At 68.6% G+C, this 22,149-nt stretch carries 23 protein-coding genes; 13 read left to right on the top strand and 10 right to left on the bottom strand.

Going from position 1 to position 22,149, the window contains the following annotated elements; translation table 11 throughout:
* Positions 1-4: 4 nt before the first annotated feature.
* The 4 genes from AB5I40_RS12600 (at position 5) to AB5I40_RS12585 (ending at position 4,276) form a co-directional block, all read left to right on the top strand.
* Complete coding sequence (locus AB5I40_RS12600) at positions 5-1,957, top strand: biotin carboxylase N-terminal domain-containing protein (RefSeq protein WP_370938684.1); 1,953 nt, start codon at positions 5-7, stop codon at positions 1,955-1,957.
* Positions 1,954-3,120, top strand: coding sequence for an acyl-CoA dehydrogenase family protein (locus AB5I40_RS12595; RefSeq protein ID WP_370938683.1), 1,167 nt, complete (start codon positions 1,954-1,956; stop codon positions 3,118-3,120). The genes AB5I40_RS12600 and AB5I40_RS12595 overlap by 4 nt, the downstream gene beginning before the upstream one ends.
* Positions 3,121-3,298: 178 nt before the next feature.
* Positions 3,299-3,904: a TetR/AcrR family transcriptional regulator gene (locus AB5I40_RS12590; protein ID WP_370938682.1), complete on the top strand. Its 606-nt coding sequence runs from the start codon at positions 3,299-3,301 to the stop codon at positions 3,902-3,904.
* A gap of 102 nt (positions 3,905-4,006) precedes the next feature.
* On the top strand, positions 4,007-4,276 hold the full coding sequence (locus AB5I40_RS12585) for a hypothetical protein (RefSeq protein ID WP_370938681.1): 270 nt from the start codon (positions 4,007-4,009) through the stop codon (positions 4,274-4,276).
* A gap of 531 nt (positions 4,277-4,807) precedes the next feature.
* Here AB5I40_RS12585 and AB5I40_RS12580 read toward each other — a convergent pair.
* The gene (locus AB5I40_RS12580) at positions 4,808-5,779 is read right to left on the bottom strand and encodes a chitinase (RefSeq protein WP_370938680.1); all 972 of its coding nucleotides are present in this window, start codon (positions 5,777-5,779) and stop codon (positions 4,808-4,810) included.
* Between the two features lie 357 nt (positions 5,780-6,136).
* Between AB5I40_RS12580 and AB5I40_RS12575 the strand changes: the two genes are divergently transcribed.
* Positions 6,137-6,790: an NIPSNAP family protein gene (locus tag AB5I40_RS12575; protein WP_370938679.1), complete on the top strand. Its 654-nt coding sequence runs from the start codon at positions 6,137-6,139 to the stop codon at positions 6,788-6,790.
* A gap of 1 nt (position 6,791) precedes the next feature.
* On the opposite strand, the gene AB5I40_RS12570 is transcribed toward AB5I40_RS12575, so the two are convergent.
* Positions 6,792-7,235 carry a nucleoside deaminase gene (locus tag AB5I40_RS12570; RefSeq protein WP_370938678.1) on the bottom strand — a complete coding sequence of 148 codons (444 nt, stop codon included), beginning with the start codon at positions 7,233-7,235 and terminating at the stop codon, positions 6,792-6,794.
* A 79-nt stretch (positions 7,236-7,314) separates the two neighbouring features.
* Between AB5I40_RS12570 and AB5I40_RS12565 the strand changes: the two genes are divergently transcribed.
* On the top strand, positions 7,315-8,310 hold the full coding sequence (locus tag AB5I40_RS12565) for a helix-turn-helix transcriptional regulator (RefSeq protein ID WP_370938677.1): 996 nt from the start codon (positions 7,315-7,317) through the stop codon (positions 8,308-8,310).
* Here the strand turns inward: AB5I40_RS12565 and AB5I40_RS12560 are convergent.
* Positions 8,266-8,835, bottom strand: coding sequence for a TetR/AcrR family transcriptional regulator (locus AB5I40_RS12560; RefSeq protein WP_370938676.1), 570 nt, complete (start codon positions 8,833-8,835; stop codon positions 8,266-8,268). The genes AB5I40_RS12565 and AB5I40_RS12560 overlap by 45 nt on opposite strands.
* Positions 8,836-8,922: 87 nt before the next feature.
* Here AB5I40_RS12560 and AB5I40_RS12555 point away from each other — a divergent pair, with 87 nt between their 5' ends.
* Positions 8,923-9,834 carry an NADP-dependent oxidoreductase gene (locus AB5I40_RS12555; protein ID WP_370938674.1) on the top strand — a complete coding sequence of 304 codons (912 nt, stop codon included), beginning with the start codon at positions 8,923-8,925 and terminating at the stop codon, positions 9,832-9,834.
* Here the strand turns inward: AB5I40_RS12555 and AB5I40_RS12550 are convergent.
* From AB5I40_RS12550 to AB5I40_RS12535, 4 genes are all read right to left on the bottom strand, one after another.
* On the bottom strand, positions 9,831-10,436 hold the full coding sequence (locus tag AB5I40_RS12550) for a TetR/AcrR family transcriptional regulator (RefSeq protein WP_370938673.1): 606 nt from the start codon (positions 10,434-10,436) through the stop codon (positions 9,831-9,833). The genes AB5I40_RS12555 and AB5I40_RS12550 overlap by 4 nt on opposite strands.
* 103 nt (positions 10,437-10,539) lie before the next feature.
* Positions 10,540-11,718 carry a hypothetical protein gene (locus AB5I40_RS12545; protein WP_370938672.1) on the bottom strand — a complete coding sequence of 393 codons (1,179 nt, stop codon included), beginning with the start codon at positions 11,716-11,718 and terminating at the stop codon, positions 10,540-10,542.
* Positions 11,719-11,741: 23 nt separating this feature from the next.
* Positions 11,742-12,095 carry a hypothetical protein gene (locus AB5I40_RS12540; RefSeq protein WP_370938671.1) on the bottom strand — a complete coding sequence of 118 codons (354 nt, stop codon included), beginning with the start codon at positions 12,093-12,095 and terminating at the stop codon, positions 11,742-11,744.
* Positions 12,092-12,622: a SigE family RNA polymerase sigma factor gene (locus AB5I40_RS12535; RefSeq protein ID WP_370938670.1), complete on the bottom strand. Its 531-nt coding sequence runs from the start codon at positions 12,620-12,622 to the stop codon at positions 12,092-12,094. The genes AB5I40_RS12540 and AB5I40_RS12535 overlap by 4 nt, the downstream gene beginning before the upstream one ends.
* Before the next feature lie 203 nt (positions 12,623-12,825).
* On the opposite strand from AB5I40_RS12535, the gene AB5I40_RS12530 reads away from it, so the two are divergent.
* The 6 genes from AB5I40_RS12530 to AB5I40_RS12505 are packed head-to-tail and all read left to right on the top strand — an operon-like array spanning position 12,826 to position 18,238.
* Positions 12,826-13,731: a dihydrodipicolinate synthase family protein gene (locus AB5I40_RS12530; RefSeq protein ID WP_370938669.1), complete on the top strand. Its 906-nt coding sequence runs from the start codon at positions 12,826-12,828 to the stop codon at positions 13,729-13,731.
* 31 nt (positions 13,732-13,762) lie between these two features.
* Entirely contained in the window at positions 13,763-14,764 is a 1,002-nt protein-coding gene (locus tag AB5I40_RS12525; protein ID WP_370938668.1) for a proline racemase family protein, read from the top strand.
* Positions 14,761-15,912 carry an NAD(P)/FAD-dependent oxidoreductase gene (locus tag AB5I40_RS12520; RefSeq protein ID WP_370938667.1) on the top strand — a complete coding sequence of 384 codons (1,152 nt, stop codon included), beginning with the start codon at positions 14,761-14,763 and terminating at the stop codon, positions 15,910-15,912. The genes AB5I40_RS12525 and AB5I40_RS12520 overlap by 4 nt, the downstream gene beginning before the upstream one ends.
* Entirely contained in the window at positions 15,909-16,166 is a 258-nt protein-coding gene (locus AB5I40_RS12515; RefSeq protein WP_370938666.1) for a (2Fe-2S)-binding protein, read from the top strand. The genes AB5I40_RS12520 and AB5I40_RS12515 overlap by 4 nt, the downstream gene beginning before the upstream one ends.
* Positions 16,159-17,532 (top strand): NAD(P)/FAD-dependent oxidoreductase, encoded by a 1,374-nt coding sequence (locus AB5I40_RS12510; RefSeq protein ID WP_370938665.1) that lies wholly within the window; start codon positions 16,159-16,161, stop codon positions 17,530-17,532. Before AB5I40_RS12515 ends, AB5I40_RS12510 begins: the two co-directional genes overlap by 8 nt.
* 31 nt (positions 17,533-17,563) lie before the next feature.
* Positions 17,564-18,238 carry a GntR family transcriptional regulator gene (locus AB5I40_RS12505; RefSeq protein WP_370938664.1) on the top strand — a complete coding sequence of 225 codons (675 nt, stop codon included), beginning with the start codon at positions 17,564-17,566 and terminating at the stop codon, positions 18,236-18,238.
* A 48-nt stretch (positions 18,239-18,286) separates the two neighbouring features.
* Here the strand turns inward: AB5I40_RS12505 and mmsB are convergent, their stop codons facing one another.
* The 3 genes from mmsB to chvE are packed head-to-tail and all read right to left on the bottom strand — an operon-like array spanning position 18,287 to position 22,148.
* The gene (gene mmsB, locus AB5I40_RS12500) at positions 18,287-19,528 is read right to left on the bottom strand and encodes a multiple monosaccharide ABC transporter permease (protein ID WP_370938663.1); all 1,242 of its coding nucleotides are present in this window, start codon (positions 19,526-19,528) and stop codon (positions 18,287-18,289) included.
* Positions 19,525-21,045, bottom strand: a complete 1,521-nt coding sequence (mmsA, locus tag AB5I40_RS12495; RefSeq protein ID WP_370938662.1) for a multiple monosaccharide ABC transporter ATP-binding protein — start codon at positions 21,043-21,045, stop codon at positions 19,525-19,527. Before mmsA ends, mmsB begins: the two co-directional genes overlap by 4 nt.
* Complete coding sequence (gene chvE, locus AB5I40_RS12490) at positions 21,042-22,148, bottom strand: multiple monosaccharide ABC transporter substrate-binding protein (protein ID WP_370938661.1); 1,107 nt, start codon at positions 22,146-22,148, stop codon at positions 21,042-21,044. The genes mmsA and chvE overlap by 4 nt, the downstream gene beginning before the upstream one ends.
* Between the last annotated feature and the right edge of the window lies 1 nt (position 22,149).

Raw genomic sequence — 22,149 nt, 5'->3', positions numbered from 1 at the left:
GGCCATGATCCAGAATCTGCTGGTCGCCAACCGGGGCGAAATCGCCCGCCGGGTGTTCCGCAGCTGCCGGGACGCCGGAATCGGCACGGTCGCGGTGTTCTCCGACGCGGACGCCGATTCCCCGCACGCGCGGGAGGCCGACGTCGCTGTCCGGCTGCCGGGCAACGCGCCGGGCGAGACGTATCTGCGCGGCGAACTGCTCGTCAAAGCCGCGGCGGACGCCGGAGCCGACGCGATCCATCCCGGATACGGTTTCCTGTCCGAGAACGCCGGTTTCGCGCGAGCGGTGCTCGACGCCGGACTGACCTGGATCGGTCCGCCGCCCGCGGCGATCGAGACTATGGGCTCCAAAGTGGAGTCGAAACGGCTGATGGCTGCGGCCGGGGTACCGGTGCTGTCCGAATTGGACCCGTCGGCGGTGACCGAGGCCGATCTTCCGTTGCTGGTCAAGGCTTCCGCTGGCGGCGGCGGTCGCGGCATGCGCGTGGTCCGCTCGCTGGACGAGCTGGCCGAGGCCGTCGAGAGCGCTCGTGCGGAAGCGGGCTCGGCGTTCGGCGACCCTACGGTGTTCTGCGAGCGGTATCTCGAAACCGGACGGCACATCGAGGTCCAGGTGCTCGCCGACTCGCACGGCACGGTCTGGGCGGTGGGGGAGCGCGAGTGCTCCATCCAGCGTCGGCACCAGAAGGTGGTCGAGGAAGCGCCATCGCCCTTTGTGGACGATGCCATGCGGACTGAGCTGTTCGACGCGGCGCGCAAGGCCGCGCAGGCGATCGACTACGTCGGTGCGGGAACCGTCGAGTTCCTCGCAGGGCCGGACGCCCGGTTCTACTTCCTGGAGATGAACACGCGGCTTCAGGTGGAGCATCCGGTGACGGAGAACGTCACCGGGCTGGACCTGGTGGCGTTGCAGCTTTCGGTGGCCGAGGGCGCTCGGTTGCCTGCCGAACCACCTGCTGCCCATGGACATTCGATCGAGGTCCGGCTGTACGCGGAAGACCCGTCGGCCGGATGGCAGCCGCAGAGCGGGACGCTGCATACTTTTGAAGTGTCCGGAGTGGACCGCGAATTCACCCAAGGATCCGGTCTGCGCCTGGATTCCGGTGTGGAGTCCGGCTCGGTGATCGGCGTCCACTACGACCCGATGCTGGCGAAAGTCATCACGTGGGCACCGACGCGGGCCGAAGCCGCGCGCCGACTCGCCGGTGCTTTGGCTGGCGCGAAGATCCACGGTGTGGTGACCAACCGCGACCTGCTGGTCCGGATTCTGCGGCACGAGGCTTTCCTCGCCGGAGAAACGGATACCGCGTTCTTCGATCGGCATGGACTGGACACTTTGGCCGCGCCGCTGGCCACTGTGGACACCGAACGCTGGTCTGCTTTGGCCGCCGCGCTCGCGGATGCCGCCGGGAACCGCGCTAGTGCGACGACTCTGGGGCGGTTGCCGAGCGGTTGGCGCAACGTCCGCTCCGCCGGTCAGCGCAAGGTGTTTACCAAGGGAGACAACCGTTACGAGGTTGTCTACTCGCTGACCCGCGACGGTCTGCGAGCCGAGGGCTACGACGATGTCGCCTTGGTCGCCGCGACGCCGGATCAGGTGGTCTTCGACCTCGCCGGAGTCCGCCGGACCTTCGCCGTGGCCCGGCACGGTTCGGTGTCCTATGTGGATTCTCCGCTGGGTTCGGTGGCGCTGACCGTCGAGCCGCGGTTCGCCGATCCCGATGCGGCACTGGCGGCAGGGTCGTTGCTCGCGCCGATGCCGGGCACGGTCGTCCGGCTCGCAGTGTCCGAAGGGGACAGTGTGCGGACGGGCGATCCGTTGCTGTGGCTGGAAGCGATGAAGATGGAACACCGGATCTCGGCCCCGGCGGACGGCGTGGTCGCCGAACTGCCGGTCGAGGTCGGGCAACAGGTCGAGGTAGGCGCGGTGCTGGCTGTGGTGGGAGAGACCGAATGAACGCGATGAACTTCGTCGAGCCGGAAGAGCGGGTGGCGCTGCGGAAGGCCGCGGCCGATCTGGCGGGCAAGTACGGGCACGAGTATTACGCGAAGAAGGCCCGTGCGGGCGAAAAGACCGACGAGCTGTGGGACGAGGCCGGACGGCTCGGCTACCTGGGTGTGAACCTGCCGGAGGAATACGGCGGCGGGGGAGCGGGGATCGCGGATCTCGCCGCGGTGCTGGAGGAATTCGCCGCCGCGGGCTCGCCGCTGCTGCTGATGGTGGTGTCGCCGGCGATCGTCGGGACGGTGTTGTCGCGGTTCGGCACGCCGGACCAGAAGAAGCAGTGGCTGCCGGGAATCGCGGACGGCAGCAAGAAGATCGTCTTCGCGATCACCGAACCGGACGCCGGATCCAACTCGCACAAGATCACGACGACCGCCCGCCGGGACGGTGGCGACTGGGTGCTGTCCGGCCGCAAGGTGTTCATCTCCGGGGTCGACGAGGCGGACGCGGTGCTCGTCGTCGGCCGCACCGAGGACGCGAAGACCGGGCGGCTGAAGCCCGCGCTGTTCGTGGTGCCGACGGACACGCCCGGGTTCGAATTCACCAAGATCGACATGGACATCGTCGCGCCGGAAAACCAGTTCTCGCTGTTCCTGGACGACGTGCGGCTGCCCGCGGAAGCTCTGGTGGGCGAGGAGGACGCGGCGATCGCGCAGCTGTTCGCGGGCCTGAACCCGGAACGGATCATGGGTGCGTCGTTCTCGCTGGGCACCGCTCGGTACGCGCTGGACAAGGCCGTCGGGTACGCCAACGAACGGCAGGTGTGGGGCGCGCCGATCGGGTCGCATCAGGGGCTGGCGCATCCGCTTGCGCAGGTGAAAATCGAGCTTGAGCTGGCGAAACTGATGACGCAGAAGGCCGCTTCGCTGTACGACGCGGGCGACGATTTCGCCTCCGGAGAGTCCGCGAACATGGCGAAGTATGCGGCGGCGGAGGTAGCGATCCGCGCGGTCGACCAGGCGGTGCAGACTCATGGCGGGAACGGCCTGGCGACCGAATACGGCCTGGGAAGCCTCGTGACCGCCGTGCGGTTGGGCCGGATCGCGCCGGTGAGCCGGGAAATGGTGCTGAATTTCGTGGGGCAGCACAGCCTTGGGCTGCCGAAGTCGTACTGAGCAGTGGTGAAGTCATGAGGTGCGTCGGCTACTGGACGCCCGGCCGCGAGCTGTGGCCGGGCACCCGGCGCGGGCCTGTCCGGAGGTCCGTGAGGGGAACCCTGAGGGAATCAGACTCCCTCAGGGTTCCCCTCACGGCCTTTTCTGGGAGCGGACCGGCCGGGCGAGGTGACGGCTGATGCTCCGCGAACCGCAGCAAGAACGCAGCCGCACTACGCGGCGGCGGCTGATCGAAGCCGCGATGGACTGCATTGGGGAGCGGGGCTGGCACGGGGTCACCGTCGCGGTCATCGCGGAGCGGGCTGGCGTTTCCCGGGGCGCCGCGCAACATCACTTTCCGACTCGAGAGTCGCTGGTCGCGGCGGCGGTCGAGTTGCTCGGCGAGGCTCAGCTGGACGAACTGCGCATGCGCGCGGCCGGGTCGCCGGGCGGTTCCTCGCGGATCGAGTGGGTCGTCGAGATGCTGCTGACCCTCTACACCGGGCCGATGTTCCGTGCGGCGTTGCAGCTGTGGGCCGTCGCGTCGACTGATGATCAGTTGCGCGACGTGCTTGTTCCGCTGGAGGCGCGCGTCGGGCGGGAGGCGCACCGGGTCGCGGTCGAGTTGCTCGGCGTCGACGAAGCCCAGCCGGGCGTGCGCGAACTGGTCCAGGCCACTCTCGACCTCGGGCGCGGCCTCGGCCTCGCCAACCTCCTCACCGACGACACCCGCCGCCGCGAACAGATCGTGCGCGAGTGGGCTCGGACGCTCGAGTCTCGCCTGGCGGGAACCGAACAGGTCTAGGCATCGTCACATTCCCGAACCGCTACAGTGTGGCTGTTAACACATTCGGCCCAATCGGCGATAACGTTGAGTAAGTAGCCCACGAGGAAGAAGGCGATCCCGGTGTCCGGTGCAGAAGGGGTGACCGTCGAGCTGACCCATCGCGCGATGGCCATGCTCAAGGCGGTCGCGCAGCAGCGCGCGGAGATGTCCACCAGCTGCGAGCCCGACCTGTTCGTCGACGGTTTCGCTTGCTGCGACCAGATGACCGCACACGCGCTCGCCAAGGGCGGCTACGTCCGCCCGGGCACCGGTGCCGCTGCCGCCGGACGCGTTCCCGCTGAGCTGACCGAGGCCGGAGTGGCCGCGCTGTCGGTCACCGCCGCTGCCTGATCTTCACTCGTTCGGCCGTACCCGCGCACGGTGTGTGACGGACGGCAGAACGGGGACCTCCCGGGCGGGAAGGTCCCCGTCGCCGCGCTCCGCCCTGCCGGATGGCCTCGATTCGGGCGCGCGCCTGTGCGGTGGTTCAGTCCACTGCGGCACGGTTTGGCTGACCTGGTCGGCTCTGTTCGATCGGCGGCCGGTTCGCTCGGCTGAACCGTCGTCGACTCGGCCCAGATCTGCGGCACTGTCGCCAGCTTGGTTCAGGCCGGTTGCGCCGTGGTCAACCTCGCCTGGATCAGCCGGACCGCCGCCAGCTTGGCTCCTCAGCTGCACCGTGATCGGCTTGGCTCAGATCGGCTGAACCGCCACCGACTCGGCTCATCAGCTGCACCGTGACCAATCCCGCCGCCCCTCTCCCGCCCTGCCGCGATCGCGACGCCCCCAATGTGGCATTGGGTGCGTCGCATGCACCCAATGTGGCGTTCGGTGCGTCAGATGCACCCAATGCCACATTGGAGCGCAAGCTCGGCCCCGAAATCAGCCGTTGTAACCAGCCACGACCTTGGTGAACGCGTAGTTCTCCTGGTCGATCCCGCTGCACCCGCTGCAGTCGCGGTTCGTCGCCCAGAACGTGACGCGGCCCAGGTGGTGTTCGGCGGCCCAGTCGCGGATCGCGGTGAAGTCCGCGACTGACACGACCTCTCCGGCCCGGTCGGTCTTTCCGTTCATCGACGACAGCCCGGCGCGGTGGTAGGCGGTGGCGTCGTCCCAGCCGAAGGTCGACTTCAGTTCTCCGACCAGGCCGTCCACCGCGGATTTCGTCATCGCGACCATGTCGCCGCCGTCGGAGAAGTCGAACGGCATCAGCGACCACACGTCGACGTCCGCGCCCAGCGCCTTCGCCTGCGACACCAGTCGCTTGCCCCAGTCGTTCGGGCCCTGCGGCGTGGTTCCCATGGTGATCACGACGCGCAGGTTCGGGTTCTTGTCCTTGAGGATCTTGACCGCGCCGAGGATCCGGTCCTGGACCGTCGCGTTCTCGAACTCGTCGGTGTTTTCGATGTCGAGGTCGATCGCTTGCAGGCTGTAGGCGTCGATCACCTGCTGGTACGCGCCGGCCAGTTCCTCCGGCGACCCGCAGTTCGGGCCCAGTTTGTTGCCCGACCAGCCGCCGAACGACGGGATCACGTCGCCGCCCGCCGCGCGGATCTTCTGGATCATCGCGGCGTCGGAGCCGTCGAGCGGGCGGTTGCCGTCCCAGGCGGGAGCGCAGCCGCCGCCGGAAAGCATGAAGGCGAGGGTGAACGCGCTGACGCCGGTCGCCTCCATCGCGGCGGACGGATCGCTCTGGCCGCCCCATTGGTACAGATACGGTGCCGCGAGAACCGGGTCTCCCGCGGCTGAGGCGGTGCCGGCTGTGGTGGTCAGGGCAGCGCCCGCGGCGAGTGCCAGCACGCCGAGCCGTCCGGCGAGTTTCCGGCGGGAAGTGGTGCGGCGCAAGGATTTCATGGGTCCTCCAACGGGGGAAACGCGCACCCGGCGGCACGCGGCATCGGAGCACCTGGCGAAGCCGGACGTGGCGGCGGCGCCCCGCAGGCACTCGAGGGGAGTGTGTGCGCAGTCACAATGGACTAGACCATTGAGAAGTGTCAAGACATGGGCGGGGGTGGGAAAAAACCTTACTGAGCGTGTCCAGGTCGCCGGGATGTTCCGGGGCGCCGGTGAGCGGGACTATCGGGAAGCCGCGCGCGGACGGGAGGGCAAACAAAGCCGCTCAGCGGGCGCTGCCGGAGCGGTGTGTCACGCTGGAGGCGGCTCCCCGGTCATCGGCGCCCTCGGAGCGGTCGATCTTCGGAGGGGAGCGTCATGACCGAACCGGTCCGGATCAGCGGAGCCGACGTCGCGCCGGAGCAGCAGGCCGTCCGCTATGAGCTGGCGATCCTGTCCTTTCAGCTGCTCGACGGGCCGAAAGCCGTCGAGGGCGTGTTGCCGTGGGTCGAGGGGCACGGCGAACTGCTCGGCTGCTGGCAGACGGAGAACGGCCCGCTCGGCAGGCTGGTCGTGCTGCGCGGGTTCGAGAATCAGCAAGCGCTCGACGAGGAGCGGATGCGGGCACGCCACAGCCGCAAACCGTTCGGCGGCGACTATTTGACTGATTTGTCGCTGCGGAGTTTTGCCCCGTTCCCGTTCATTCCGCCGGTGCGGCCGGGGAAATACGGTTCGGTGTACGAGATCCGCGACTATCACCTCCGCCCGGGCGGGCTGACCGCGACGATCGACGGCTGGCGGAAAGCGTTGCCCGCGCGGCATGCGGTCGATCCGCTGACCGTGGTGATGTACGCGCTCGACGGGCCGGATCGGATCATCCAGATCTGGCCGTTCGCGAGCCTGGACGAACGGCTCGCGATTCGCCGGGACCTTTACGCGAAGGGGATGTGGCCGCCGCCGGGTGCGCCGGAGGAGATTCTCGACGCGGATTCGATTATCGCGTTGCCGACGGAGTTTTCGCCGCTGGCGTGAGTTACGTCGGTTCGCCGATGTCTTCGAACCACAGCGCCGGTTCGCGTTCGATGAATTCCGTCATCAGGGCGGCGCAGGCCGGGTCGTCGAGAAGATCGATGCGGACGCCGTGGCCGGCCAGCCAGTCGTGGCCGCCGGTGAACGTGCGCGATTCGCCGATCACCACGTGCGGGATGCCGAATTGCCGGACCAGGCCGCTGCAGTACCAGCACGGCGACAGCGTCGTGACCATGATCGTGTCGCGGTAATGCGGGCGGCGGCCGGCGGCGCGGAACGCGGCGGTTTCGGCGTGCAGGGACGGGTCGCCGTCCTGGACGCGGCGGTTGTGGCCGCGGCCGAGGAGCTTCCCGTCGCGGTCGAAGAGGGCGGCGCCGATCGGGACGCCGCCTTCGGCTTTTCCGGCTTCCGCCTCTTCGCGGGCGACAGCGAGCAGGTCGTCGAGCATGCGTCACTTTCGCACGGCGCGGCGAGGTCGCGGCGATCGAGGACCGAAGCTGTCCGCGAAGCGTGGCAGAGTAACCGGCATGTACGGAACCTCCGAACGCCTGTTGCGCCTGCTCTCGCTGCTGCAGGCCCGCCGCGAGTGGCCTGGTCCGGACCTCGCGGGCCGGTTGGGGGTCGACGTCCGGACGATCCGGCGCGACGTCGAACGGCTGCGGCAGCTCGGTTATCCAGTGCACGCGACGCCGGGGGTCGCGGGCGGGTACCGGCTGGGGTCCGGTGCCGCGTTGCCGCCGCTGTTGCTGGACGACGACGAGGCGGTCGCGGTGGCGGTCGGCCTGCGGACGGCGGCGAACGGCACCGTGTCGGGGATCGAGGAGACGTCCGTGCGGGCGTTGGCGAAGCTCGAACAGGTGCTGCCCGCGCGGCTGCGGCACCGGGTGCGGGCGATGGACTCGGCGATGGTCCGGATCCCCGGCGGCGCGCCGACGATCGACGCCGAGCTGCTCACCGTGGTCGCCGCCGCATGCCGGGACAACGAGCGGCTGCGGTTCACCTACGGCACGCACGCGGGCGCTGTGGCCGAGCGCGACGTCGAACCGTTGCGGCTCGTGCACACCGGCTGGCGGTGGTACCTCGTCGCGTGGGACCTCGGCCGCAACGACTGGCGCACCTTCCGGCTGGATCGCATCGACGGTCTCCCGACGCCCAGTTTCCGTTTCACGCCAAGGGAACCACCGGCGGAAGACCTCGCCGCGTACGTGTCGAGCCGGATCGCGACCGCGCCGTATCCGCACATCGTGACGTTGCGGGTGTCGGCTCCGGCGGAAGTGTTGTCCGCGCGAGTTTCGCCGACGACGGCGGTGATCGAGCCGATCGACGACGAAACCTGCCGAATGCGTACCGGGGCGAAAACGTTCGACTACATCCCGTTTTACCTCGCGCAGTGGGAATTCGACTTCGTGGTGGAGGACGCGCCGCCGGAATTGATGGGCCGGCTGGCGCAGATCGCGGAACGGTTCGCGCGGGCTACTTCAGGTCGAGGTGGCGACGGCGAGCAGGTCCGCGGCGGCAGCTGACAGCGCTTCGGGGAAACCCTTGCCGTCACGGTGTTCCTCGGCCATCCAGCGTTCGGTGGCCAGTCGTAACACGGACAAGCCCAGGTCGGTCGCCAGCCGCGCGGTTTCGGGGGCGATGCCTCTGTCTAGCAATGCACTGGTGAGCGCTTCCGAAATCGTGACGAGTTTGATCAATTCCCGCTCGCGCAGCGGGGGATTGGCCGCGATCACCGTCGCGCGGCGCAGCAGGAATTCGCGCGGGCGGAATACGCGCGGCGCGGTGGCAAATGCGGCCAGCAGGGTGGGCAGCGCGGGAGTGCCGGGCGGGACCGCGTTGATGGCGGTGACGAACTCGGTTTCCAGTTCCTGGCTGCCGCCGAACAGCACTTCCCGTTTGTCGGCGAACCACCGGTAGAACGACCGCTCGGTGAGGTTCGCGCGCTGAGCGATCTGCGCGACCGTCGTGCGGTCGTAGCCCTGTTCCTCGAACAACGCCAGCGCGGCCTGTTCGAGCCGGTTCCGGGTGTTGCCCTCCCATCGCGCCATGCGCCCAGTGTAGCGACAGCAGATGCTGTCATCACTCTGGTAGCGTGAGTGACGACAGCTTCTGTCATCACTCGCGAGGAGCCACGAATGCGCACCCTTCGTTTTCACGAGCACGGCCCCGCGGCCGAGGTATTACGGGTCGAGGACGCCGCGGTACCGGACCCTGGACCAGGTCGGATTCGCGTCTCGGTGCAGGCGTGCGGGCTGAACCCGGCGGACTGGGCGTTGTGCGAGGGCCTGTTCGCCGGTGACCTGCCGCGCGGGGTCGGGCTCGAGGTGTCCGGCACGGTCGACGCGCTCGGCGACGGCGTGACCGGCGTGGAGGTCGGCGATCCGGTGTTCGGTTGCGCGCCGTTCACCGGCCCGACCGCGGGTGCGTCCGAGCTGGTGCTGCTGGATGCGTGGTTCCCGCGTCCAGACGGGCTCGACGTGGTCCACGCTGCGGCGTTGCCGATGGCGACCGGCACGGCTTACGCGGCGCTCGACGCACTCGGCGTCGGCTCCGGCAGCACCCTGCTCGTCCACGGCGCGGGCACCACCACCGGGTTCGCCGCCGCGCAGATCGCGCTCCTGCGCGGGGCTCGCGTGATCGTCACCGCAGGTGAGACGCACGCCGAGGCACTCCGCTCAGCTGGCGCGGAAGTCACCGGCTACCACGACGGAATCGCCGATCGTGTGACGACGCTGGCCGGAGGACCGGTCGACCTCGTGCTGGACGCGGCCCCGTTCAGCGGCGCGGTGGCCGAACTCGTGCGCACCGTCAAGGAACCCGGACACGTGCTGACGCTCGATCTCAGCTCGGACCAACCCGGGGTCCAGACCATTGTCAGCTCGGGCGCCCAGCCGCGCTACGACGTCCTCGGCGAGTTCGCGTCGCTCGCGGCGGACGGGCGGTTTTCGGTTCCGGTGTCCCGGATTTTCCCGCTGGACGACTGGCGGGCCGCGCTTGAACTGAGCCAGTCGAGGCAGTCCCGGGGCAAGTTGGTGCTGGCGCTTTAGTTCGCGCCGAGCATGCGGAGGACCAGTTCGCCGTATTCCTTGCCGAGTTCGGTGGGCGTTTGCCGGGTCCGTTCGCTGTACCAGCGCGCGACGTCGACGCCCAGCGACAGCACGGCTCGGGCGGCGATTCCGACGTCGCCGACGGTGAACGCACCGGATTCCACCCCGTCGGCGATCACCTCGCGCACGCGCTGCTCGATCTTCCGCCGCAGTTGCGCGACGACCTGATATTCCTTCTCCGGCAACGCATTCAGCTCGTACTGCACCACGCGCGCGACGGTGTGCCGCCGCGCGTGCCAGGCGACGAAATCCTCGACGAGCAGCCGCATTCGTTCCACCGGGCCGGTGACGCGCCCGATTACGTCCTCGACAAGGGCGAGCGTCTGCTCGTGGCCATTGCGGCTGATGGCGAAAAGCAGCGCGGCTTTCGAGGGGAAGTGCACGTACAGCGCGGCCGGGCTCATCCCCGCCGCTCCGGCGATGTCCCGCGTGGTGGTGGCGTGGTAGCCGCGCTCGGCGAACGACTCCACCCCGGCGAGCATCAGCCGGCGCGCGGTCTCGGGCTGCACGTCGGGCCACAGGTCGGCCGAGAGCGTGGTCATCCGGCGATCCTCCTCTAGTCCCGCGCCGGCCGGTGAGTCCGCCCGTCGTCCCTAGAGTGTAAGCGCTCGCTCAGTGCCGAGTCCGCTGATGCGGCTTCGCCGGTCAGATGACATAACGCCACCCGGTGAGGGAGTACGCGCTGAACCAGCACCCGAGGAGGACGAAGGCGGCCGTCGTGACCACGGCGGTGCCCCGGCGGCGGGCGGCGAGACCGCGGGCGATCGGGAACAGCAGGATGAAACCCGGGATCAGGAAGCGCGGCTTGACGGTCGGGAGGCCCGCGGTGCCTACGACCAGCACTACGATCCCGGCGCCGTAGGCGGCGAGCGGCCACCATCGCGACAGCGGCCGCAGCGTTGTCGGCAGCAGGACGGCGAGCACGGCCGCGCCCAGCACGACGAAAACGGTCAGCGTCTCCATCACCGAAGACCCGGATGCCAGTTTCTGCCAGGAGAATTCCGCCGCCTCGCGGCCCCCGTCGAAGCGGGTTCGCCAGTTGTCCCATTCGAGGTCGAACCAGCCGGTCGGGCTGCCGGTCCGGACCGCGACGAAGACCCACCAGCCGAGCAGGCCGAGCGGGCACAGCACCGCGCAGATCATGGTCGTCCAGCGGTCGCGGGTGCGGATGAAGGCGATGACCGCGGCGACGCCGACAACGGCGATGAGGACCGCGGCGGTCGACCGCGTGAGGCCTGCGCCCACGCAGCACGCGGCGGCCAGCAGCCAGCGGCGTTCGACGACTCCGACGAGAGTCCAGGCCGCGAAGGCGGTGAACAGCGCTTCGGTGAAGACCATGGACTGCGTGATGGCGAGCGGTGCCCCGGCCCACAACGCTACGAGCAGCAAACCGGTGTGTGCGCGGCCGTCGATCCGTTGGGACAGCCGGAAAATCGCGGCTGCGGCGAGGCATCCGGCGACCGTGCTCACCAGCAGCCCGGCCAGGACCGTGCTGCCCAACGTGACCGGCGAGAGGACGCGGAGCAAGGTCGGGTACGCCGGGAAGAACGCGAGCGGCGTGTAGGGCGCGTAGTTCCCCGCCGCGTCGTACAGGCCGCGGGTGGTGCCGAAGTAGCCGTAATCGGCGATGTCCAGGTAGAACTGCCCGTCCCACGCGGTGAGGCGGCCGATGAGGGGCTGGCCGGTCCGCACGGTGAACAGCGCGAGCAGGGCGACGCTGAACACGCGGATGAACAGGTACCCGCCGATCGCGCGGACGTACGGGCGTTGGTGCCAGCGGATCGTCGGCGGGGTGAAGGCGGCTGGTTCGGCAAGCGTCGTCAAGGCGGGTCTTTCTCGTGGGCCGGTCAGCGGTGGCTGGTGGGGTGGCTGCCGGTGGTCATCGTGTGGTTCGGGGTGGTTCCGGGGGAGCTGCTGCCGGGTGTCGGGTCAAACGTGGGGACAGGCTGGGGTCCGGTCGTCGGCGCGACGGCTGGCTGGACGATCTGCGGCGCGGTGGCCGGACCGGTTTGGCCTGCCGTCACTGTCACCAGGACGACGAGCACTGCCGTCGTCAGGGCACTTCCGCCGACCGCGACGAGGTTCCGTCGTCGGCGTCGCTTGCGGCCTTCCGACAGCAGCCGCTCGGGATCCACGCCGGGCGGCGGTTCGTCGACCGGCCCGGCGAGCAGGAGCACCGCGCGTGCTTCTTCGTCGTTCATGCCCGCCCCTCCTGGGACGCCAGGTGCCCGAGCTGACTGGGATCGAGGAGTTTCCGCAGGGTCGCCAAGCCGCGCGCGGACTGGCTTTTGACGGTGCCCGCCGAGCAGCCGAGAGCGGCCGCGGTCGCGTCGACGCTGAGGTCGTCCCAGAACCGCAGCACGAGAACCGCGCGTTGTTTCGGCGGGACGCCGTCGAGAGCCGCGCGCACGGAAAGCCGCTGGGCGTGGTCGGGCTCGGGTGCCGTGCTGACGTCCGGCAGCTCCGCGGAAAGGTGCTCGCGCGAACGCCACTTCCGCCGGTTTTCGTTCAGGAACGCGCGCACGAGCATCCGCCGCACGTAGGCGTCCAGCTCGCCCCGTCGGGCCAGCCTCGGCCACACGCGGTAGAGCTTGAGGAAGGTGACCTGCAGCAGGTCGTCGGCCCGATGCCAGTCCCCGCACAGGACGAACGCGGTGGCGCGCAGGGAACCCGAGGACGCCGTGACGTACGCGACGAACTCGTCCTCCCACCACGCGTCTTGCTCCACACGGGGTACAGGCCTCGTGGTGCCGGGGAGGTTGCATGCGGATTGAGTGACCCAGACCACAGGGGATGGGTCCGCCGCTGTGTCCACAGTGGACTGTCCGCTCGCGCTTCGCCCCTCGAGAGCAGGGTTGCGAAAGGAGGAAGAGCCGTGCCAAAGTCTCTGTGCAATGTCACATGACACACTGCCGGAATCAGGGAGACCCCATGAGCACGGTGGACCGGCCTTGGCGCGGCATTCACGTCGCGACCGCCCTGCCGTTCGACGACGACCTCTCGGTGGACTACGACGGTTTCGCCGAGCACGTCCGGTGGCTCGCCGAAAACGGCATGGACGGCGTGACTCCCAACGGTTCGCTGGGGGAGTACCAGACCCTCACGGACGAGGAACGGGCGCGCGTCGTCGAAGTCGCGGTCGAGGCCGCGCCGGACGGCTTCGGGGTCATGCCCGGGGCCGCCGCGTACGGCTCGAGGGAGACCTGCCGGTGGATCGAGCAGGCGGCTGAGGCTGGCGCGCACTCGGTGCTGCTGCTCCCGCCCAACGCGTACCGGGCCGACGCCGACGCTGTCATCGAGCACTACCGTGCCGCCGCCGCGGTGGGCCTTCCGATCGTGGCGTACAACAACCCGTACGACACCAAGGTCGACTTGACCCCCGACCTGCTCGCGCGGCTCTTCGCGGAAGACCTCATCGTGGCGGTCAAGGAGTTCACCGGCGATGTCCGGCGCGCGTACGAGATCGCCGAACTCGCGCCTGGGCTCGACGTGCTGATCGGCAGCGACGACGTGGTACTCGAACTCGCCGTCGCGGGGGCGGTCGGCTGGATCGCCGGATATCCGAACGCGCTGCCCGTCGCGTCGAAGAAGCTCTACGACCTGGCTACGTCGGGGCAGGCGCAGGACATCGCCGCGGCGGTCCCGTTGTACCGGGACCTGCATTCGTTGCTGCGCTGGGATTCCAAGACCGAATTCGTGCAGGCGATCAAGGCGTCGATGGACCTCGCGGGCCGCAAGGGCGGGGCATGCCGTCCGCCTCGTCATGCCCTGACCGGCGCCGCCGCGGACCGGGTGAACGCCGATACCAAGGCGGCTCTCGAAAAGGGCTACTGCTGACCCGCTGCCGCACGACAGGAAGCGAGAACCGATGAGGACGAGTCGAATCATCCACGCGGTCGATTCGCACACCGAAGGGATGCCGACCCGCGTGGTGACCGGCGGAGTCGGCGTGTTCCCCGGCGCGAGCATGGCCGAACGCCGGGTGTGGTTCCAGGAGAACGCCGACGACCTGCGGACCTTCCTCATGTGCGAGCCGCGCGGGCATTCCGCGATGAGCGGGAGCATCCTGCAGCCGCCGACGCGGCCGGACGCCGACTGCGGGGTGCTCTTCATCGAGGTCTCGGGCCTGCTCCCGATGTGCGGGCACGGCACGATCGGGACCGCGACGGTCCTGGTGGAAACCGGGATGGTTCCCGTCGTCGAGCCGGTGACGACGGTTCGGCTGGAAACGCCCGCCGGTCTGGTGGTCGCCGAGGTCGCGGTCGCGGACGGGAAAGCCACGTCGGTGACGATCCGCAACGTGCCGTCGTTTTCCCTGACCCTGGACGCGAGCGTCGAGGTTCCCGGGTTCGGGGACGTGCGGTACGACCTCGCGTTCGGCGGGAACTTCTACGCGATCGTCGACCTCGACGACTTGGGCCTGCCCTTCGACCGGAAGGCGAAGAACGAACTGCTCGACGCCGGGCTGAAGATCATGGCCGCGATCAACGAACACGCTCTGCCCCAGCATCCCGAGCGCCCCGACATCTCCGGCTGCCACCACGTTTACCTCAAAGCACCCGGCTCCGACGCGAAACATTCGCGGCACGCCATGGCTATTCACCCCGGATGGTTCGACCGTTCGCCCTGCGGCACCGGGACGAGCGCCCGGATGGCTCAGCTGCACGCACGCGGAGAACTGGCCCTCGACACCGATTTCGTCAACGAGTCGTTTATCGGCACCACTTTCACCGGAAGGCTCGTCGAGGAAACGACAGTCGGCGGAATACCGGCGGTGGTACCGACAATCACCGGACGTGCTTGGATTACCGGCACCGCGCAGTACATGCTCGACCCGACTGACCCGTTCCCCGCCGGGTTCGAGCTGTGACGACGCCGGATGTCCTGATCATCGGTGCCGGTGCGCTCGGCGCCGCGACGGCTTGGTTCGCGACCCGTGCGGGCCTCTCCGTCGAAGTCGTCGAACAGGGACAGGTGGCCAGCGGCACGACCAGCAGCTGCGAAGGGAATCTGTTGGTCTCGGACAAAGAAGCCGGACCCGAACTCGATCTCGCGCTCTTGTCGCTGGCTGCCTGGCGCGGGGAGCTCGGCGAATACGGCTCGCTCTGGGAGTTCGAGCAGAAGGGCGGCCTGGTCGTGTCGTCCACAGTGGACTCCGCTGCCGGGCTGGTCCAGCTCGCCGAGCGGCAACGTATCGCGGGTGTCGAGGTGCTCGACCTTGCCCCGGAAGCGATTCCCGACTACGAGCCGCACCTGACCCGGGATCTTTCCGGGGCGGCGTTTTATCCTCAGGACTGCCAGGTGCAACCCATGCTGGTAGCGGCTCACCTGCTCCGAATGGCGCGCGAACGCGGTGCCGAAGTCCGTACTGGCACCCGCGTAGTCGGGTTTCTCCGGGACGGCGACCGGATTCTCGGCGTCCGAACCGATCGCGGAGACCGGTACGGCGGCTGCGTCGTGAACGCGGCGGGAACCTGGGCGGGCGAGGTCGCCGCGCTCGCTGGCGTGGAGGTCCCGATTCTGCCGCGCCGGGGCTTCATTCTCGTGACGCAACCTCTGCCGCCGACCGTGTTCCACAAGGTGTACGCCGGGGAATACGTTGCCAGCACTCAAAGTTCCGACGAGGGGCTGCAAACGTCAACGGTGGTCGAGGGAACTCAGGCCGGAACGATCCTCATCGGCTCCTCGCGCGAACGGGTGGGCTTCGACCGTTCCGTGTCGCCGCGGGCACTCCGGGAGATCGCCGCGAAGGCGCTCGCGCTCTATCCGTCGCTGCGCCGGACCAAGGTGATGCGCAGCTACCTGGGATTCCGCCCGTACTGCCCCGATCACCTCCCGGTTATCGGACCGGATCCTCGGGCGCCCGGCCTGTGGCACGCGGCGGGCCACGAGGGCGCGGGCATCGGCCTTTCCGCCGGAACAGCGAAGATTCTCGTCCAAGCACTTCTCGGCGAGGCGACCGACATCGACATCTCGCCCTTCGCACCCGAACGGTTCGCCATGATGGAGGCCTCGTGACCACGACCGTGACGCTGACCTTCGACGGCCAGCCGCTCACCGCGTCGCCCGGACAGAGCGTCGGCGCGGCGCTCACCAATGCCGGGGTGCGTTCCTGGCGAACGACTCGCCGTGGCGGTCGGCCAAGGGGCCTGTTCTGCGGGATCGGCGTCTGCTTCGACTGCCTGATCACCGTGGACGACGTCGCTGACCAGCGGGCCTGTTTGGTGCCGGTCCGGGACGGCATGGTCGTTCGGAGCGACTCCGATGAGTAGGTACGACGTGATCGTGGTCGGCGGCGGTCCCAGCGGTCTCGCAGCCGCGGCGGCAGCGTCCGGGAACGGCCTGCGCGTGGCACTTGTCGACGCCTCGGCCCAGATCGGCGGCCAGTACTGGCGTCGGCCCATCGATCAAACGGCTGCGCAGCACGGCATGACACTTGAGTCGCTGCGCCGAGGCCTCATCGACGTCGACCATTATCCGGAACACCAGGTCTGGCTTCTCGAACCGGGCGGAGAGCACAGCCTGCACCTGGCACCGGCTCACGAAAGCGTGCGAACCGCAGCTCCGCCCGTCCTTCGCGCACCTTGTCTGATCCTCTGCCCGGGTGCCTACGACCGTCAGCTGCCGATCCCGGGGTGGGACCTCCCCGGGGTGATGGCGGCGGGAGGTGTCCAGGCCCTGGTGAAGGCCCACGGCGTCCTTCCTGGCAGGCGAGCCGTCGTCGCGGGCACCGGGCCCTTCCTGCTTCCGGTGGCGCGGCAGCTCGCGGAAGCGGGCGCGGAGGTCGTCGCCGTCTGCGAAGCGAGCAGCCCCGCGGGCTGGCTGCGGACGCCGCTCGGTGCGCTGGCGGTTCCGGCCAAACTGGGCGAAGCCGTGTCGTACGCCGCCGCGTTCGCACGCCACCGCATTCCCTTCCGGACCCGCACGATCGTGGCTGCCGTCGAAGGTGGCGACAAGGTCGAATCCGTGCGGGTTCGCAAGGTCGATCGCGCTGGAACCGAGACGCTCGACGGGATCGACCTGGTCGCTCTGGGATGGGGATTCACGCCGTCGCTCGAACTGATCCTCGCCGCGGGTGCCGCTACCCGCGTCGACCTGGACGAATCGCTGGTCGCCGTCGTCGACGCCTGGCAACGCACGGATGCCGCCGGTGTCTACGTCGCGGGCGAAGCCACCGGCGTCGGCGGGGCACTTCTCGCGCTTGCTGAAGGCGAGCTCGCAGGCCTGGCTGTGGCCATGGACCAGGGCCGTTCCGTGGACCACCGACGCGCCGGACGCCTCCAACGCCAGGTGCGGCGGGGGAGAGCTTTCGCAGCCGCCATGCATCGCGCGCACCCTCTGCCCGCGGGCTGGCAGGACTGGCTCGAACCGGACACGACGGTCTGCCGGTGCGAAGAGGTCACCGTCCAAGACATCCGCGACGCATGCCCTTTGGGTGCGGTCGACGCGCGGACGGCGAAGCTCCTGGCGCGACCGGGGATGGGCTGGTGCCAGGGCCGCGTCTGCGGATTCGCCTCGGCCAAACTCGCCCAGGGCAAGGGAAAACGCTTGACGGTCAACGATCTCGCGCCGATGTCCAAACGGTCGATCGCGATGCCGGTGTCCTTGGAACGGCTCGCGACGGACGAACCTCACTAGGATGAGCGTCCGGAAAGAAGAGGAGTGACGGATGAGCGCGAACATCCAGGGGTTCGAGAAGACGACACTCCGGGAGCGGGTCTCGCACGCCCTTCGCGCCGCAGTCGTGGCCGGGGAGCTGGAACCCGGCAACGTCTACTCCGCGCCGGAGCTGGCCAAACGGTTCGGCGTGTCCGCCACTCCGGTGCGCGAAGCGATGCTCGACCTGGTCCGCGAAGGCCTGGTGGCGACTGTCCCGAACAAGGGTTACCGGGTCACGGAGATGGCCGAGAGCGAGCTGGACCAGATCACCGAGCTTCGCATGTTGATCGAGCCTTCGCTGGTCGCCCGCGCGCATATTCCGGATGGTGATCTGCCGGAACTGCGAGCGATGGCCCAGGCCATTGTGGACGAAGCGGCGGCGGGCGATCTGGTCGCGTACACCGAGGCGGACCGGGCGTTCCATCTCAGGTTGCTGGGCTATGCGGGAAACGCCCGCGCGACCTCGCTGATCGCCGATCTGCGCGCGCATACGCGACTTTACGGGCTCGCGGCTTTGTCCGAACGCGGCGAACTGGCGGAGTCCGCGCGCGAGCACCACGAGATCCTCGACGCGATCGCCGGCGGGAATGCCGGGCTGGTGGAGAAGCTCATGCGTACTCACATCGGGCACGTGCGGGAGTCGTGGGCCAGTGCTGAGCCGACGCAGCGGAAGCGGAATTCCTGACGTTCGCGGAACCCCGGTGGGCGGCACCGAAGCACCGCCCACCGAAAGTCAGCGGGCGGTGGCCCCAGCGCGCCGTTTGGTCCAGATGTCATAAGCGACCGCCGCGAGCAGCACCGCGCCTTTGACCAGCATGACGCGCTCACTGGGCGCTCCGACCAGCGACATCCCGTTGTTGATCACCGCCATGATCAGGCCGCCAGTGATAGCTCCGACGACCTTGCCGACACCGCCCTGGACCGCGGCTCCGCCGATGAACGCGGCGGCGATGGCGTCGAGTTCGAAGTTCACGCCCGCGGTCGGCCCGGCCTGGTTGAGGCGCCCGGCGAAGATGATGCCGGCCAGTGCGGCCAGGACGCCCATGTTCACGAAGACCCAGAACGTCACGGATTTGACCTTGACCCCGGACAGGGTCGCGGCCTGCAGATTCCCGCCGATGGCGTAGACGTGCCTGCCGAACACGGATTTTCCGGCGACCAGGGAGTAGCCGAGCACCAGCACGGCCAGCAGCACCAGCACCCAGGGCAGGTTGCGGAACCGGGCGAGCTGCACGACGACGGCGAGCACGAGCGCGGCGGCGACGGCGATCTTGAGGACGAACAGCGGGAACGGGTCGACCTCTTGGCCGTAGCCGAGCCGTGCGGCGCGTTTGCGCCATTGGGCAAGCACGATTCCGGCGATCACGACGACGCCGGCGAGGAGGCTGAAGAGGTCGGCTCCGCCGAGCGGGCCGAGGCCGATGTTGCCGAGATAGCCACCGGTGAAGCCGTTGGACAGAGTGCGGATGGCGTCGGGGAAGGGGCCGATGCCCTGGTTGCCGAGCACGGTGAGGGTGAGCGCGCGGAAGGCGAGCATCCCGGCGAGGGTCACGATGAACGCGGGGATGCCGAAGTACGCGACCCAGTATCCCTGCCAGGCGCCGATCACCGCGCCGACGACGAGGGTGATCACGACGGCCAACGGCCAGGGCAGGCCGAGGTTGACCGTCAGGACCGCGGCGACGGCGCCGGTCATCGCCACCACCGAGCCCGCGGACAGGTCGATGTGCCCGGAGATGATCACCAGGATCATCCCGACGGCGAGGATCAGCACGTAGGAGTTCTGCACGATGATGTTCGAGATGTTCTGCGGTTCCAGCAGCGCGCCGCCGGTGATCGCCTCGAACAGGACCACGATCAGCGCGAAGGCGACGTAGATGCCGCTTTGCCGGAGGTTGATCGAGATCCGCCGGGGACTGCGCCCCGCGGGCGGGGCGGCCGGATCGGCGGGCCGCACCGGGTTCGTGGTGGTCATGGCCGTTCCTTAGTCATGTGTCGCATGAGCAGTTCCTGGGTGGCCTCGGCGCGCGCGACCTCGCCGGTGATCCGGCCCGCGGACAGGGTGTAGATGCGGTCGCAGAGGCCGAGCAGTTCGGGGAGTTCCGAGGAGATGACGAGGACCGCTTTCCCCTGCGCGGCCATCTCGTTGACGATCGTGTAGATCTCGTACTTCGCGCCGACGTCGATGCCGCGGGTCGGCTCGTCGAGGATGAGCACGTCCGGATCGGTGAAGATCCATTTGGCCAGCACGACTTTCTGCTGGTTCCCGCCGGACAGCTTGCCGGTGACGCTGCGCACCGACGGCGCCTTGATCCGCAGGTCCCGGTGGAAACGGGCGGCGACGTCGTGTTCGGCGTGCTCGTCGATCCAGCCGCGGCGGGCTACGGTGCGCAGCCCGGCCGCGGTGGTGTTGCGCTGGATGTCGTCGATCAGGTTGAGGCCGTACAGTTTCCGGTCTTCGGTGGCGTAGGCGATGCCGTTGCGGATGGCGTCGCGCACGGACCGCAGCGTGATTTCCTTGCCGTCCTTGACCAACCGGCCCGAGATGTTCGTGCCGTAGGAGCGGCCGAAGACGCTCATCGCGAGTTCGGTGCGGCCCGCGCCCATCAGCCCGGCGAGCCCGACGATCTCGCCGCGCCGCAGCGTCAGGTTCGCCCCGTCCACCACGACCCGGCCGGGCTGGCTCGGGCTGTGCACGGTCCAGTCCTCAATCCGCAGCACCTCGTCGCCGATGTCCGGTTCCCTCGGCGGGAACCGGTGTTCGAGGTCGCGCCCGACCATGCCGGTGATGATGCGTTCCTCGCTCAGCCCGGCGGCGTCGAGCGTTTCGATCGTCTTGCCGTCGCGCAGGATCGTGACGGTGTCGGCGATCGCGGTGACCTCGCCGAGCTTGTGCGAGATGATCACGCAGGTGACGCCGTCGTCGCGCAGTTCGCGCAACAACGCGAGCAGATGCGCCGAATCGTCGTCGTTGAGCGCGGCGGTCGGCTCGTCGAGAATGAGCAGTTTGACGCGCTTGGACAGGGCTTTGGCGATTTCGACGAGCTGCTGTTTGCCGACGCCGAGTTCGCTGACCGGCGTGACGGCGTTCTCGCGCAGCCCGACCCGGCGCAGCAGTTCAGCGGCCTCGTGGTTGGTCCGGTTCCAGTCGACCCAGCCGCGTTTGGCCCGCTCGTTGCCGAGGAAGATGTTCTCGGCGACCGAAAGCTGCGGGCACAGCGCGAGTTCCTGGTGGATGATCACGATGCCGCGGCGTTCGCTGTCGCGGATGGACCCGAACGCGCAGTCTTCGCCGTCGAAAGTGATTTCGCCGTCGTAGCTGCCGTGCGGGTAAACGCCGGACAGGATCTTCATCAAGGTGGATTTCCCGGCGCCGTTCTCGCCGCAGACGGCGTGGATTTCCCCGCGCCGCACCGAGAGCGTGACGTCGGACAGCGCGGTTACGCCGGGAAAGGTCTTGGTGATCCCGCGCATGCCGAGCAGTTCGGTCATTTCAGCTGGCCCGCCGTGTAGTAGCCGGAGTCGAGCAGTTCCTTCTGGTAGTTGGACTTGTCCACCACGACCGGCTGCAGCAGCTGGGCCGGGACGACCTTCTTGCCGTTGTCGTAATCGGTGGTGTTGTTGACCGCGGGCTTCTGTCCTTTGAGGACGGAGTCGGCCATTTTCACCGTGACGTCGGCGAGTTTGCGGGTGTCCTTGAAGACGGTGGAGTACTGCTCGCCCGCGATGATCGACTTGACCGAGGCGACTTCGGCGTCCTGTCCGGTGACCACCGGATAGGGCTGTCCGGCGGAACCGTAACCGTTGCTCTTGAGCGCGGACAGGATGCCGATCGACAGGCCGTCGTACGGGGAGAGCACGCCTTGGACCTTCGCGCCGCCGGTGTAGGTCTTGGTGAGGAGGTCTTCCATGCGCCGCTGCGCGGTGGCCGGGTCCCAGCGCAGGATCGCGGTGGTGGCGAAGGCGGTCTGGCCGCTCTTCACGACCAGTTTCTTGCTGTCGATCAACGGTTTGAGCACGGACATGGCGCCGTTGAAGAAGAACGTCGCGTTGTTGTCGTCGGGCGATCCGCCGAACAGTTCGATGTTGAACGGGCCGGGCCCGTCGCCGAGGCCCTTGACCAGCGAGTTGGCCTGTTCGACCCCGACCTTGAAATTGTCGAAGGTGGCGTAGTAGTCGACGGCGGGGGAGTTGCGGATGAGCCGGTCGTAGGCGATCACCGGGACCTTGCGGTCGGCGGCCTCCTGCAGCTGCGTGGTGAGCGCGGTGCCGTCGATCGAGGCGACGACCAGCAGCTTCGCGCCCTTGGTCAGCTGGTTCTCGATCTGGTTGACCTGGGTGGGGATGTCGTTCTCGGCGTACTGCAGGTCGACCTTGTAGCCGAGCTTTTCCAGCGCGGCCTTGATGTTGTCGCCGTCGTGGATCCAGCGTTCGGACGATTTGGTCGGCATCGTCACGCCGACCAGCGCGCCCTCGGATCCGCCGGCCTGCTGGTCGACGGTTTTCGCGCTGGACCCGCAGGCGGCGACGCCCAGCGCGAGCACGGCGGCCCCGGCTGCCGCGGCGGCGGTGCGGATTCCTCGAGTGAACTTCATT

Source organism: Amycolatopsis sp. cg13 (assembly GCF_041346965.1).
GTDB lineage: Bacteria > Actinomycetota > Actinomycetes > Mycobacteriales > Pseudonocardiaceae > Amycolatopsis.
The sequence above is the reverse complement of the archived record's forward strand: the minus strand, read 5'-3'. Positions and strand labels throughout refer to the sequence as shown.

Excerpts from the sequence above, each read along its gene's own strand:
- mmsB (WP_370938663.1), bottom strand. The coding sequence starts at position 19,528 with ATGACCACCACGAACCCGGTGCGGCCCGCCGATCCGGCCGCCCCGCCC.
- AB5I40_RS12580 (WP_370938680.1), bottom strand. The coding sequence starts at position 5,779 with ATGAAATCCTTGCGCCGCACCACTTCCCGCCGGAAACTCGCCGGACGG.
- AB5I40_RS12560 (WP_370938676.1), bottom strand. The coding sequence starts at position 8,835 with ATGGCGCGATGGGAGGGCAACACCCGGAACCGGCTCGAACAGGCCGCG.
- AB5I40_RS12555 (WP_370938674.1), top strand. The coding sequence starts at position 8,923 with ATGCGCACCCTTCGTTTTCACGAGCACGGCCCCGCGGCCGAGGTATTA.
- AB5I40_RS12540 (WP_370938671.1), bottom strand. The coding sequence starts at position 12,095 with ATGAACGACGAAGAAGCACGCGCGGTGCTCCTGCTCGCCGGGCCGGTC.
- AB5I40_RS12565 (WP_370938677.1), top strand. The coding sequence starts at position 7,315 with ATGTACGGAACCTCCGAACGCCTGTTGCGCCTGCTCTCGCTGCTGCAG.
- AB5I40_RS12510 (WP_370938665.1), top strand. The coding sequence starts at position 16,159 with ATGAGTAGGTACGACGTGATCGTGGTCGGCGGCGGTCCCAGCGGTCTC.
- AB5I40_RS12595 (WP_370938683.1), top strand. The coding sequence starts at position 1,954 with ATGAACGCGATGAACTTCGTCGAGCCGGAAGAGCGGGTGGCGCTGCGG.
- AB5I40_RS12525 (WP_370938668.1), top strand. The coding sequence starts at position 13,763 with ATGAGGACGAGTCGAATCATCCACGCGGTCGATTCGCACACCGAAGGG.
- AB5I40_RS12570 (WP_370938678.1), bottom strand. The coding sequence starts at position 7,235 with ATGCTCGACGACCTGCTCGCTGTCGCCCGCGAAGAGGCGGAAGCCGGA.
- chvE (WP_370938661.1), bottom strand. The coding sequence starts at position 22,148 with ATGAAGTTCACTCGAGGAATCCGCACCGCCGCCGCGGCAGCCGGGGCC.
- AB5I40_RS12530 (WP_370938669.1), top strand. The coding sequence starts at position 12,826 with ATGAGCACGGTGGACCGGCCTTGGCGCGGCATTCACGTCGCGACCGCC.
- AB5I40_RS12590 (WP_370938682.1), top strand. The coding sequence starts at position 3,299 with ATGCTCCGCGAACCGCAGCAAGAACGCAGCCGCACTACGCGGCGGCGG.
- AB5I40_RS12600 (WP_370938684.1), top strand. The coding sequence starts at position 5 with ATGATCCAGAATCTGCTGGTCGCCAACCGGGGCGAAATCGCCCGCCGG.
- AB5I40_RS12575 (WP_370938679.1), top strand. The coding sequence starts at position 6,137 with ATGACCGAACCGGTCCGGATCAGCGGAGCCGACGTCGCGCCGGAGCAG.
- AB5I40_RS12505 (WP_370938664.1), top strand. The coding sequence starts at position 17,564 with ATGAGCGCGAACATCCAGGGGTTCGAGAAGACGACACTCCGGGAGCGG.
- mmsA (WP_370938662.1), bottom strand. The coding sequence starts at position 21,045 with ATGACCGAACTGCTCGGCATGCGCGGGATCACCAAGACCTTTCCCGGC.
- AB5I40_RS12550 (WP_370938673.1), bottom strand. The coding sequence starts at position 10,436 with ATGACCACGCTCTCGGCCGACCTGTGGCCCGACGTGCAGCCCGAGACC.